Source organism: Mycolicibacterium gilvum, assembly GCF_900454025.1.
GTDB lineage: Bacteria > Actinomycetota > Actinomycetes > Mycobacteriales > Mycobacteriaceae > Mycobacterium > Mycobacterium gilvum.
This window is the reverse complement of sequence record NZ_UGQM01000001.1, coordinates 3,713,670-3,725,955: the sequence shown is the minus strand read 5'-3', so window position 1 is coordinate 3,725,955 and position 12,286 is coordinate 3,713,670. Positions and strand designations below refer to the sequence as shown.

Sequence of the window (12,286 nt, the reverse complement as noted above, 5' to 3'; positions counted from 1 at the left end):
CGGCGCTGACACGCCGAAACCCTCACCGCACCAACCGAAAACACTGCTGAACAGCAGAAACGCGCCCACTAGAACACTAGGAGCGCCAAGTTTGTTCGATATTGATGAGGGGGCGTCGCAGGCCGAGCTGCGGGCGGTGGTCGAGCGGTGTGAGCGGTTGAAATCGGCGGCTGCGGCGGCTCAGGCGCGCGCGACCGCGTTGTGGGCGGCTAAGCGTGCTGCTGCTGAGGAGGCTGCGGGGGTGCCGGTGCGTCGGCGGGGTAAGGGGTTGGCCTCGGAGGTCGCGTTGGCTCGCCGGGATGCCCCGGTCAAGGGTGGTCAGCATCTGGGGTTTGCGAAGGCGTTGGTGGACGAGATGCCGCATACGTGGGCGGCGTTGGAGTGCGGTGCGCTCTCGGAATGGCGGGCGACGCTGATCGTGCGGGAATCGGCGTGTCTGAGTGTCGAGGATCGTCGGCTCCTTGATGAGGAGTTGTGCGCCGATGTCTCGACGCTGGAGGGGTGGGGCAACAAGCGGGTGGAGGCCGAGGCGAAGAAGATCGCCGCCCGGTTGGATGTCGCGGCGGTGGTGGAGCGCGCCGACAGGGCGGCGGCTCAGGCGCGGGTCAGCTGTCGCCCCGCACCGAACGGGATGGTGTATTTCACGGTGCTTTTGCCGCTGGCGCAGGGCATCGGAATGTATGCCGCGCTGCGGCGGGAGGCCGACACGACCTTTGATGGGCGTTCCCGTGGTCAGGTGATGGCCGATACCGCGTTCGAGCGGATCACCGGGCGTTCAGCGGGGACCGCGGTGCCGGTCGAGGTGAACCTGGTGATGGCCGACACCACGCTGGCCGGTGATGACGACTGCCCGGGGTGGCTCGACGGGTATGGGCCGGTGCCGGCGGGGTTCTGCCGCGCGCTGACCGGCGACGCGGTCACCGACGCCGAGGCCAAGGCCACGTTGCGGCGGTTGTATCGGCATCCGCGGTCGGGGCAGTTGGTGGCGATGGAGTCGCGGGCGCGGCTGTTTCCGAAGGGGTTGGCCACGTTGATCGATCGGCGTGATCAGAGCTGCCGCACGCCCTACTGTGATGCCCCGATACGGCATCACGATCATGCCACACCGGCCCGTGCGGGGGGTGTGACGAGTGCGGACAACGGGCTCGGTGAGTGCGCGGCGTGTAACTACGCCAAAGAGGCGCCCGGCTGGCAGGTCAGCGCCGGAACCCAGGACGGGTCACACACCGCGCGGTGGGTGACCCCGACCGGGGCGGTGCACTACTCGATCGCCCCGACCCTGCCCGGCCCACCGGTGCGCCGCCGCATCAGCGACACCGAAGGCCGACTCAGCATCGACCTCATCACCTTCGACAAACCCGACGCCGCCTGACGCCGACTATCCGAACGCCGGAAGCTCGGCGAGCTGGGTGAGCCGCACGCTGTTTCCGGACGGGTCGCGGAAGCCACAGTCGATGCCGTACGGCATCTCGTGGGGTTCCTCGCTGAACTCCACGCCGCGAGCCTGAAGCTCGCGGTAGCTGGCGTGGCAGTCCTCGGTCGTCAGGAAGATGGTGCCGGCGAATCCCTTGGCGGTGAGATCGAGAACCTGCTTTCGCGTGGGCTCGTCCATCACGGGCTCGCCGGGGACAGCCATCAGGACGATCGAGACGTCGTCCTGGCCGCGCGGTCCGACGGTGAGCCAACGGAACATGCCGTCCACATCGGGCAGCGAAACATCTTGGCGCACTTCCATACCGACCTTCTCGGTCCAGAATCTCAGGGCGACTTCCTGGTCGTGAACCCAGAGGTGGGCGCTTGCAATCGTGATCATGGGCACGACGTTACGGAGATGCCGTGGCGTCCGTCTTCTCCCCGTGTGCTGTCTTGACCCGGCTGTCGGCCTTCGGGCGGGTATCGCGTTTCAGGATGCAGCTGGGGATCCGGGCATGCACCGCGGCCGGTGGCATCGAGGCGCGATACGCCGCGGGAGGCATCCCGTAGGTGCGGGCGAAGCTCGTGGTGAAGGACCCGACACTGTGCAGGCCGACCATCACGCAGATATCGGCCACTGACCTGTCGGTGTGGCGCAGCAGAGAAGCCGCCCGCTCGAGCCGGCGCGTCTGCAGGTATGCGCGGGGCGACTCTCCGAAGGTGCGGGTGAACATCCTGCTGAAGTGAGCACGTGACAATCCGGCGGCGGCCAGATCGTCGACGGTGATCGGCTCGGAGTACCGCGCGTCGACGAGATCTCTGGCCCGCATCAGATAGCGGGCCGGCGGAGCCTGCGTCACGCTCCCAGTATCGCCTCCTTTACCGTAAGAGGGCGGATGAGCTGGCCGGGCGGCCGCGGCACCCAGGTTTCTGGGCGTCGAGGAAAGTCCGGACTTCACAGAGCAGGGTGATTGCTAACGGCAATCCGAGGTGACTCGCGGGAAAGTGCCACAGAAAACAGACCGCCCCCACCGCGTCTTCGGACACCGTGGAGGTAAGGGTGAAAAGGTGCGGTAAGAGCGCACCAGCATCCCGGGTGACCGGGGTGGCTTGGTAAACCCCACCCGAAGCAAGGCCAAGAAGGCCGCAACCTGGTTGCGGTCGCGCAGGCGTTCGAGGGCTGCTCGCCCGAGCCTGCGGGTAGGCCGCTCGAGGTACCCGGCGACGGTGTGCCCAGATGGATGGTCGCCGCCTCCTCGCCAGAGATGGCGTCGAGGAACAGAATCCGGCTTACAGGCCGGCTCATCCGCCCCTAGCGACCGTGCTGCACGGTCAGCGCATGGTGTGTGCGAACTGCGGATACGGGTGCACACCGAAAAGGTCACGGTAGGAGGGTGGTTGGCGCCCGTCCTCGTCGGTGATCCCGTACAGGCCTGCCAGTTCCGCTCCGATGAGAGTCTTACCGCTGACGCTCAACAGGTCAGGATCGTGATACAGCGCCCAGATGACGTGTCCTGTGAGTTCCGGGGTTTCGGCGGAGTCGAGGATATGCCCGAGCTTTTTGGGATTGGCGGCGACGATGGATCGGACGCGATCGGTCAGCAGGCTTCCCATCCAGATTGACACGGAAGCGATTCCGAACTCGCGGAAGTCGTAGGCGATATCGGCGGCCATCTTGTCGACCGCGGCCTTGGGCACACCGTAGGCGGGGCCGAACGCGTAGTGCACGCCTCCGGACGAGGAGGTGAACACGACCAGGCCCCGGCGTTGGGGCAGCATCAGGGGAGCAGCGAGCACGGTCGCGACGTAGCTGCTGCGGACTCCGACATCGAGCGTGTCGATGACGTTGAGCGGTTCCTCCCAGAATTTCGTGCGTCCCATCATCTCGTCACGGATGATGGCGGCGTTGTTGACCAGGATGTCGAGGTGACCGCGTTCGTCAGCGATGCGGTCGAACAAACCACGCACCTGAGCGTCGTCGCCGTGGTCGACGCGCACCGGGATGCCCTGGCCGCCGGCCGCGGTGACGCGTTCGGCGGTCTCGTCGATGGTGCCTGCTGCTGTCGAGTCGCCGGCCCTGTGTGTGCGCCCGGTGACGTAGACGGTGGCGCCGTGGCTGCCCAGCGCGTGGGCGATCCCCGCCCCGGCCCCTCTGCTGGCTCCGGTGACCACAGCCACCAACGGCGTCTCGCGTGCGGTCATCAGAACAGCTCGTGGTAGCGGTCCATCAGCCCGGCGATGTCGTCGTCGATCGTCAACTGCAGCGAGCTGAACATTCGTGCCAGCAGGTCGTACCCGCAGACGGTGAAGATCAGGTCGAGCATCTGCTGCGTGTCGAGTTCAGCCGCCAGTGTCTGCCAGGTGGTCTCACTGATCGCACCGGGATCGATCAGTTCGTCGGTGGCGCTCAGCATCGCCGCTTCCAGCGGACTCCAGAACGGGGCGTCCGGACCGTAGGCGATACGCCCGATCTCCTCATCGGTCAGTCCGGCGTCGCGTGCGACGAACAGATGCTGCGCCCATTCGTATCCACACTTGCGTACGGCGGCGACCCGCATGACGAGCAGTTCGCGGTGGCGCTCGCTGAGTGTGGTGCCCAACAACAGATGGCCGTTGAAGGTGAAATAGGCACGGGCCAGGTCCGGATGGTGCGCCATGGCGCCCAAGACGTGCAGCGCCTTGGGCCGGTCGGTCGCGGCGAGAGGCTCGTGACGGGGGTTGGGTGGCCGCAGTGCGGCGAGGGCATCCCGCATCTCCGGTGGAAAGTCGCGAGGTTTGAGGGGCTCGATGCGTGCCATGTCAGCCGATCGTCCTTCCGCCGTTGACGGCGAGGTTCCGCCGAAAGTCGTTGTGGCTCACGCGATGGCCTCTTCCCCGACCAGGGTGGTGCGGTGCATCAAGCGGCGGGAGGTGGGCTCATACGGGATGGCGCGGTGCAGCATGCCGGTGTTGTCCCACACCACCAGATCGCCCACCGTCCACGTGTGGTGCAGGACGAACTGGGGCTGGGTGGACCATTCGAGGATCTCGTCGAGGAAGGCGCGGCCCTGCTCGTGGTCCATGCCCACGATGTCGCCGGCTGTGGCGCCGATCAGCAGGGATTTGCGGCCGTCGCGATGCTTCCAGACCAGCGGATGTTCGCGTGAGGGTGCACGATTCCACTTTTCCCGCTGCTCGGGTGTGGGGTCGGGGGTGAGCAGTAGCTGGGATGCCGCAACGCTGTGCACCACGCGGTAGGTCTCGTACTGGGCCTTTTTGTCGGCAGGCAGCGCCTCGAATGCGGCGTAGGTGTTGGCGAATTCGGTGTCGCCGCCGTCATCGGCGACCTCGCGTGCGGTCAGTAGCGTGGCCTTCTGCGGGACTTCGTCGATCAGGCCGTCGGTGTGCCAGAAGATGGTGCTGCGCCGCAATCCGGCCAGTGCGCTCTTGGCGGGATCCATGGTCACGGGGGAGATTTCCGGATGATCGGGATGCGCTCCGGCGGAGGCGGTCACGACGTCACCGAGCAGTCGACTGAACGTGACCAGGTCGGCGTCACTGATGTGAGCCTGTTGGTAGACGACGACGCCATGCTCGGCCAGCAGTCGCGTGCACATGTCGGCGGCGTCGGCGGTGACGAAGTCCGAACTCGTCATTCCGCTGACGTGCACGCCGATCGACGCCGAGATGGGGGTGACGGTGGCGTTCATGCGGGCGTGAATTCGAGATGGAGGTCGGACAGACCGCGGATGATGTAGGTCGGATCGTGCCGAAATCGCCGCTGTCCGGGGGGTCCGTGATGCTCCTCGGAGAGCGTCAACGACGACGTCCGGTCGAGGAACCTCTCCACTGTCACGCGTCCCTCGGCACGGGCCAGCGGTCCGCCGGGGCAGGAATGCACACCACGCCCGAAGGCGATGTGTTCGCGCAGATTCGGGCGATCCAAGTCGAACTCGTCGGGTTCCGGAAACTTGCGCGGATCGCGGTTCGAGGCGCCGGGATGCAGCATGATGGTCGTCCCCGCGGGAATGTCGACGTCACCGACCCGGACCGTCTTCTGGGTCATCCGGAAGTCGCTCATCGTCGGACTCTCCAGCCGCAGCACCTCTTCGATGAAATCGCCGATCCGCCGGCGGTCGGCGCGCAGCCGAGCCTGCAGCTCCTGATCGTCGGCCAGGAATCGCAGTGCCGCGCACATCAGCCGCGCTGAGGTGTCCTGCCCGGCCCCGAAGAGGAAGGTGGCCAGCCGCACCACCGCCTCGGTCTCCGGCAGCGTCCCGTCGGGGTAGGTGGAGGTGGCCAGGGCGGTGAGGACGTCGTCGCGGGGCTCGCGACGACGGTCCTCGATATAGCCGCCGAACGTCTCGTACATGTACTCCAGCGGATTCTCCGGTAGCGGCGAGTCGCCACCGACCGTGGCGACGTGCTGGCCGGTGAAGATCTTGCGGAAGTGCTCACGATCGTCCTCGGGAACGCCGAGCAGATCGGCGATCACCATCGTGGTGAACGGCTTGCCGTAGTCACGGACCAGCTCGCAGCTTCCCGACGCGAGGAAGGTGTCGATGCATGCGTCGGCGAGACCCGCCATCTGCGACTCGTTTTCTTTGAGCCGTTTCGGTGTCATCAGGCGGCGTAACAGGAACCGCTCTGCTTCATGCGCGATGCCGTCCTGGGTGACCATGAATTCGTGGAACACCCAGTGCTCGCGGTTGTTCTGGACCTGTTCGGTGATGTCGTCGCAGCCCGGCTCGACCGGGAACGGCGGGAACGGGCCACCCATCGCGTTGCAGGAGGAGAACACCTCGTCGTTGCGGTAGATCTCGACTGCCTCGTCGTAGCCCGTGACCGCGAGGACGCCGGGCTGGGCGATCGACTGGATCGGACACCGGGAACGGAGACCGGTGAAGTAGGGGTACGGATCGTTGATCACGTCCTCGTCGGTGAAGATGTTCAACCCGGCGACCTCATCAGTCATGTCCAGCCCTTTCGCGGCATCTCCGCCTCGGCCTTTTAATTAGGCGATCGCCTAGCTAATTGGTTGGCTATAGGGTTACCATCCGAGGGTGGTCTGGTCAAGAGGTCGAGACCGTGCTGGCCGCCCGCCACGGGGAGAACAGGACGTCGGCAATGGCGACACCGAAGCGCGTCGGGAAACGTGATACCGGCACACGGGAGAAGATCCTCGACGCGACCGCCGAGATCATGCTGGCCGAGGGCTACGCCGCTGCGACCTCCCGACGAGTCGCCGAGAAGGTCGGAGTCCAGCGGGCGGTCGTCTACTACTACTTCCCGACGATGGACGACCTCTATCTCGCGGTTCTCCGGCGGGGAACCGAGGCCAATCTCGACGCCCAACGCGCGGCCCTGTCCTCGGACAACCCTCTTCATGCCCTGTGGGACATGACCGTTGACCCACACGGGTCACGGTTGACCATGGAGTTCATGGCGCTGGGCAACCATCGCGAGAAGATCCGGGAAGAACTGGCCGCCGGGGCTGAGCGCTTCCGCGAGGCCCAGATCGCCGCGCTGACGTTCATCCTGCGAGAGCACGGGACCGACGATGTCCTGCATCCGGAAGTGGTGTCCGTGCTCATCGCCGGAATCGGTCGGACCCTGACCATCGAAACCGGGCTCGGCATCACGACAGGCCACGGCAGGACGCGGCAACTGGTCGAGGAGTACCTCACGCGCTACGAGTCCCCGCATCCGCGCATCGATAACTAGGCGGTCGCATAACAGCGACCAGACGCTAGGACTTGGCGACCGCCTTGTCCAGCGCCTTCAGGGCGTCGTCGATCTGCTCCTCGCAGCGCCGGGCGAGGTCGTCTTCGAGTTGGTACAGCAGTCCGTAGGTGAAGGTGTCCTCGCCCGCGGCGTGCGCGACCTCGGCCTGTCGGCTCAGGTGCGTGCGGCTGACCACGCTGTCCTGGTGGTCTCCGAGCAAAGACTGGATCACCTTGGCGCGGTCGGCGACCTTGGACGCACCGGTGGCCGCCGCCGTGTAACGAAGAGCCTTCGCGCGCTTGCGGATTCGATGCAGAGCCTCGTTCGACTCGTCCGTCCCCGTCTCGGCGTCCTCCGCTGCGGCCCGAGCGGCCTTGGCGGCCTTGCGAACCCGCTTGTACGCCGAGCCGATGTTCAGCTGCTGCGGCTCTTCGCCCGCGGCCGATTGCGGGGGATCGGAGGCGACGAGCTCCTCGAGCGCGTCGAGCAGGCGGAAGTAGCGCTGTGACCGCATCGCGGTCAGCGACCGTTTCCATCCCGTCTGATAGCGCTTCTTGGCTCCGTCGACGAGACGTTCCCGCACGGGCCCGCGGACGTTGGTCTCCGGCAGCGCATCCAGCGCCCGTTCGTAGCGTTCGGCGAGTACCTCGGCGTCGCGCGCGATACCGAGCACCGCGGCGAGCTCGCGCAACTCGTCGAGGACCCACTCGTGGTCGGCGATGTCGAAAGACCCCTCCGACGACTGGAGCAGGCTACGAATCTTGCGCGTGGTCACCCTCATCTGGTGCACCGAATCCCACTCGTCGGCGCGCACCGCCCGATCCCACTCGATCAGCTCCGCGATGTGCTGGGCGACGGCGCGGCGGGCCGGATCTCCTGCGGCCGCCTTCGACGTCTTCGGGGCGTCGTCACCGGCATCCGGCGCGCTCGCCAGCACCCGTGCCAGCTTCGAGCCGTGTCCTGCCGGCTCGGCGCCCGCGTCGAGCAGGCGGTTGGTCAACCTGTCGAACACGGCGGCGTCACTGCCGGGCTGCAACTCCAGCTCCCATTCGCGCCATGTCAGCTCGTCACCCCCGACCGCACTGGCCGTCACGTGGTCGTCGCAGAACTCGGCGATGCCCGCCCCGCCGGGACCGAGCAGGTTCTCGACGATTCTGGTCGTGTTGATCCGGGCGACCGGTGCCAGCGGGCGGTCCCGGACGATCGCGGCCACCACATCCCGCAGGCTCTCGGGCACCGTCGGGTCGTCTGCCGGCTCATCGTCGCCGAGCGGCACGTGGATCTCGGTGCGGGTCTCGGCGCCGGCGGGCAGCTTCAGATGCCAGGCCGCGTCCGTGCCGCCGGTGCGCCGCCGCAGCGTGATCTTGTGGCGGGCGAGGTCGCGGCCCGGGGTGTCGAAGTACACAGCGGCCAGTGACTGTGACGGTGACCGCTCGACGCGAGCGACCGCCGACAGCCCCTCGAAGGACGGCGAGACGGTCGAGTCGACGACCTCGAACTTGCGCTCGGTTTCCGTATACCTGGAGGTTTCGGGGGATTTGGCGGCCATGGTCACCTTTGTTCTCGTGCGCTGCTCCGGGCAGGATCGGGGACATCAGCGTGCCATATCCAGATGAACGCGCGGCCCGGAGCGCCCGACGTCATATTGGTGCCCGGCGCGCCCGTGCCGGATTACCCATTTTGGTACCGGGTTCTCTTAGGATGCTCTTATGAGTCCAGAGTTAAGGCTCGACGATTACCTCGACCACGAGGGCAATATCGTCATCCCGCCCGGCACCACGCTGACCTCGTTCCTCGGTCGTAACGCTGCCGAATTCGGCGACACCCCGGCCTACCGGTATCTGGACTTCGAGCACGATCGCACGATCGAACTGACCTGGGCGCAGCTGCGGACCCGCCTCGACGCGGTCGGCGCCCGCCTGCAGCAGGTCACCCGGCCCGGGGATCGCGTCGCCATCCTCACGCCCCAGGGCGTCGAGTACGTCATCGGCTTCTTCGCGGCCATCGAGGCCGGTGCGATCGCCGTGCCGCTCTTCGCTCCCGAACTGCCCGGCCACAGCGAGCGTCTGCACGCGGTGCTGGCCGACGCCCAACCGTCGGTCGTCCTCACCACCACGGCGACGGCCGAGCCGGTGCGCGAGTTCCTGCGCGCCCTGCCCCACAACCGGCGCCCCCGGCTCATCGCGGTCGACGCCGTGCCCGACTCCGTCGGTGTGGGCTTTCAGCGCGCTCCGTTGCAGACCGACGACGTCGCCTACCTGCAGTACACCTCCGGGTCCACCCGGGCACCCGCCGGTGTGAAGATCACCCATCGGTCGGCGTGCACCAACGTCGTGCAGATGGTCCTGTCGGTCGGTCTCGACCCCGACATCAACAGCGTCAGCTGGCTACCGCTGTTCCACGACATGGGTCTGCTGATGATCATGTTCCCGGCCCTGGCCGGCGGCTACCTCACCCTGATGTCGCCGGTCGCGTTCGTGCGCCGGCCGTACCGGTGGATCAAGGAACTCGGCGCCGACGACCGCCCGATGTTCGCGGCCGCCCCGAACTTCGCGTTCGCGCTGGCCGCCCAGCGCGGACTGCCGCCCGAGGGCGAGGAGCTCGACCTGAGCAACGTCGCCGGCCTGATCGACGGCTCGGAGCCGATCAGCGTCGCCGCGGTCGAGGCGTTCAACGCCGCGTTCGCGCCGTACGGACTCAAGCAGACGGTCATCAAGCCGTCCTACGGCATGGCCGAGGCCACCCTGTTCGTATCGACCACGCCTCCCGACTCGGCGCTCAAGGCGGTCTACGTCGACCGTAAACAGCTCACCGCCGGTCGCGCCGTCATCGTCGACTCCGATCACCCCGACGCGACCGTCCAGGTGTCGTGCGGCAACGTCGCCCGCAGCCAGTGGGCCGTGATCGTCGACCCCGCCACCGACTGCGAGCTTCCCGACGGCTGCGTGGGGGAGATCTGGCTGCACGGCGACAACATCGGCAACGGCTACTGGGAGCGTCCCGAGGAGACGGAACTGACGTTCCGCAACAAGCTGCAGTCCCGGTTGGCGCGCGGCAGTCACGCCGAGCGCTCCGCCGACTCCGCGCTGTGGCTGCGCACCGGGGATCTCGGTGTCTACCTCGACGGTGAGCTCTACATCACCGGCCGCATCAAGGACCTGATCATCGTCGACGGCCGCAACCACTACCCGCAGGACATCGAGGCCACCGCCGCGGCGGCGTCGCCGTCGGTGCGCGCCGGATTCGTCGCGGCGTTCTCTGTTCCCGGTGAAGGACGCGAAGAGGTCGTCATCGTCGCCGAGCGCGCCCCCGGCGCGGGCCGCGCCGAGGCCGCCCCGATCCAGGAAGCGATCCGCGCCGAGGTTTCTCGCAAGCATGCGATACCGGTGCGAGACGTGAAACTCGTTCGCTCCGGGGTGATTCCGCGCACGACGAGTGGCAAGCTGGCCCGCCGCTCATGCCGCGCGAGCTATCTGGACGGAACCCTGTAGAACGGCGGACGTTACAGTCCCGGGTGTGACTGACTACCAGACCATCACCCTCGAGCAGAGCGGACCCGTCGCCCGGATCACGCTGAACCGCCCCGAAGCGGCGAACGGCATGAACGGCACCATGACTCGCGAACTCGCCGATGCCGCGGCCCGCTGCGACACCCCGGCGACCAAGGTCGTCGTCCTCACCGGCGCGGGCCGGTTCTTCTGCGCCGGCGGCGACCTGAAGGACTTCGCGTCCGCACCGAGCCGAGGGCAGCACGTCAAAGGCGTCGCCGACGACCTGCACCGTGCCATCTCGTCGTTCGCGCGGATGGACGCCGTCGTGATCACCGTGGTCAACGGCACCGCCGCGGGCGCCGGGTTCTCGCTCGCGGTGAGCGGCGATCTGGTTCTCGCCGCGGAGTCGGCATCGTTCACCATGGCCTACACGAAGGTCGGACTCAGCCCCGACGGCAGCGCCTCCTACTACCTGCCGCGGCTCATCGGCATCGCCAAGACCAAACAGCTGATGCTGACCAACCGCGTGCTGTCGGCCGACGAGGCCTCACGCTGGGGTCTGGTCACCGAGGTCGTCGCCGACGACGAACTCGCAGCGCGCGCCGACGCGCTCGCCGGCCAGATGGCGGCCACGGCAGCCGGATCCAACGGCGGAGTCAAGGCGCTGCTGCTGGACACGTTCTCCAACGGCCTGGAACAGCAGATGGAACTGGAAGGGCGGCTGATCGCCCAGCGAGCGGAATCCGCCGACGGCCGTGAAGGTGTCGATGCCTTCCTGGCCAAGCGGAAGCCGGAGTTCAGCCCCGGCGGCTAGTAGGAGTGCTCCTCGGCGGGGAACACGCCGGTGGCCACTTCCTGCGCGTATTCGGTGGCGGCGCGGCGCAATTCGTCGCCGACCGCACCGAATCGCTTGACGAACTTCGCCGTCCTGCCGTTGGTCATGCCGGCCATGTCCTGCCACACGAGGACCTGGGCGTCGCAGTTGGGGCCGGCACCGATGCCGACGGTCGGGATCGTCAGCTTGCCGGTGATCTGGGTGGCCAGTTCGGCCGGCACCATCTCCATGACCACCGCGAACGCGCCGGCCTCCTGGACCGCGATCGCGTCGTGGATGGTCTGCTCGGCGGCGTCACCGCGACCCTGCACCCGGAAACCGCCGAGACCGTTGACGCTCTGCGGGGTGAAGCCGATGTGCGCCATCACCGGGATGCCGGCGGCGGTCACCGCGGCGATCTGCTCGGCGACCCGCTCGCCGCCCTCGAGCTTCACGGCGTGCGCGCCGGTCTCCTTGAGCATGCGGGTGGCGGTCGCCAGCGCCTGCTGCGCACCGGCCTCGTAGCTGCCGAACGGCAGGTCCGCGACGACGAGTGCGTGCGGGGCCCCGCGGACGACGCCGCGTACCAGCGGGATCAACTCGTCGAGGGTGACCGGGACGGTGGTGTCGTAGCCGTACACCACGTTGGCGGCGGAATCGCCGACGAGAAGGACGGGGATCTGCGCCTCGTCGAACACGGCGGCGGTCGAATAGTCGTAGGCGGTCAGCATGGCCCACTTGTGACCTTCTGACTTCCACTTGTGCAGGTGGTGCGTGCGTACCTTCACGCGCGGCGCGGACGACACGGCGGTCTCGGCGCCGGCACCGTAAACGGACTGCTCAGACATCGTTGTCCCCTCATCGG

General features: G+C 67.3%; 12 protein-coding genes and 1 other RNA gene. 5 read left to right on the top strand and 8 right to left on the bottom strand.

The window, feature by feature from the left end; translation table 11 throughout:
- Nucleotides 1–91: 91 nt before the first annotated feature.
- Nucleotides 92–1,372 carry a 13E12 repeat family protein gene (locus DYE23_RS17415; protein WP_172527798.1) on the top strand — a complete coding sequence of 427 codons (1,281 nt, stop codon included), beginning with the start codon at nt 92–94 and terminating at the stop codon, nt 1,370–1,372.
- 6 nt (nt 1,373–1,378) lie between these two features.
- Here the strand turns inward: DYE23_RS17415 and DYE23_RS17410 are convergent, their stop codons facing one another.
- Both DYE23_RS17410 and DYE23_RS17405 read right to left on the bottom strand, forming a co-directional pair.
- Nucleotides 1,379–1,813 carry a VOC family protein gene (locus DYE23_RS17410; protein ID WP_115327751.1) on the bottom strand — a complete coding sequence of 145 codons (435 nt, stop codon included), beginning with the start codon at nt 1,811–1,813 and terminating at the stop codon, nt 1,379–1,381.
- Nucleotides 1,814–1,823: 10 nt separating this feature from the next.
- Nucleotides 1,824–2,273, bottom strand: a complete 450-nt coding sequence (locus DYE23_RS17405; RefSeq protein WP_115327750.1) for a helix-turn-helix transcriptional regulator — start codon at nt 2,271–2,273, stop codon at nt 1,824–1,826.
- A 37-nt stretch (nt 2,274–2,310) separates the two neighbouring features.
- Here DYE23_RS17405 and rnpB point away from each other — a divergent pair.
- Nucleotides 2,311–2,722: RNase P RNA component class A (gene rnpB, locus DYE23_RS17400), an RNA gene on the top strand.
- Nucleotides 2,723–2,745: 23 nt separating this feature from the next.
- Here the strand turns inward: rnpB and DYE23_RS17395 are convergent.
- The 4 genes from DYE23_RS17395 to DYE23_RS17380 are packed head-to-tail and all read right to left on the bottom strand — an operon-like array spanning nt 2,746 to nt 6,367.
- Nucleotides 2,746–3,615 (bottom strand): SDR family NAD(P)-dependent oxidoreductase, encoded by an 870-nt coding sequence (locus tag DYE23_RS17395; protein ID WP_115327749.1) that lies wholly within the window; start codon nt 3,613–3,615, stop codon nt 2,746–2,748.
- Entirely contained in the window at nt 3,615–4,211 is a 597-nt protein-coding gene (locus tag DYE23_RS17390) for a carboxymuconolactone decarboxylase family protein (protein WP_115327748.1), read from the bottom strand. The genes DYE23_RS17395 and DYE23_RS17390 overlap by 1 nt, the downstream gene beginning before the upstream one ends.
- Before the next feature lie 57 nt (nt 4,212–4,268).
- Complete coding sequence (locus tag DYE23_RS17385) at nt 4,269–5,102, bottom strand: TauD/TfdA dioxygenase family protein (protein ID WP_115327747.1); 834 nt, start codon at nt 5,100–5,102, stop codon at nt 4,269–4,271.
- Nucleotides 5,099–6,367, bottom strand: a complete 1,269-nt coding sequence (locus DYE23_RS17380; protein ID WP_115327746.1) for a cytochrome P450 — start codon at nt 6,365–6,367, stop codon at nt 5,099–5,101. The genes DYE23_RS17385 and DYE23_RS17380 overlap by 4 nt, the downstream gene beginning before the upstream one ends.
- 152 nt (nt 6,368–6,519) lie before the next feature.
- Between DYE23_RS17380 and DYE23_RS17375 the strand changes: the two genes are divergently transcribed.
- Nucleotides 6,520–7,116 (top strand): TetR/AcrR family transcriptional regulator, encoded by a 597-nt coding sequence (locus DYE23_RS17375; protein WP_115327745.1) that lies wholly within the window; start codon nt 6,520–6,522, stop codon nt 7,114–7,116.
- 25 nt (nt 7,117–7,141) lie between these two features.
- Here DYE23_RS17375 and DYE23_RS17370 read toward each other — a convergent pair whose 3' ends face one another.
- Nucleotides 7,142–8,665 (bottom strand): CYTH and CHAD domain-containing protein, encoded by a 1,524-nt coding sequence (locus DYE23_RS17370; RefSeq protein ID WP_115329011.1) that lies wholly within the window; start codon nt 8,663–8,665, stop codon nt 7,142–7,144.
- Between the two features lie 160 nt (nt 8,666–8,825).
- Between DYE23_RS17370 and DYE23_RS17365 the strand changes: the two genes are divergently transcribed.
- Nucleotides 8,826–10,607: a fatty acyl-AMP ligase gene (locus DYE23_RS17365; RefSeq protein ID WP_115327744.1), complete on the top strand. Its 1,782-nt coding sequence runs from the start codon at nt 8,826–8,828 to the stop codon at nt 10,605–10,607.
- Nucleotides 10,608–10,632: 25 nt separating this feature from the next.
- The gene (locus DYE23_RS17360) at nt 10,633–11,421 is read left to right on the top strand and encodes an enoyl-CoA hydratase/isomerase family protein (RefSeq protein ID WP_011893780.1); all 789 of its coding nucleotides are present in this window, start codon (nt 10,633–10,635) and stop codon (nt 11,419–11,421) included.
- Here the strand turns inward: DYE23_RS17360 and panB are convergent.
- Entirely contained in the window at nt 11,418–12,269 is an 852-nt protein-coding gene (gene panB, locus DYE23_RS17355) for a 3-methyl-2-oxobutanoate hydroxymethyltransferase (RefSeq protein ID WP_011893781.1), read from the bottom strand. The genes DYE23_RS17360 and panB overlap by 4 nt on opposite strands.
- Nucleotides 12,270–12,286 lie beyond the last annotated feature (17 nt).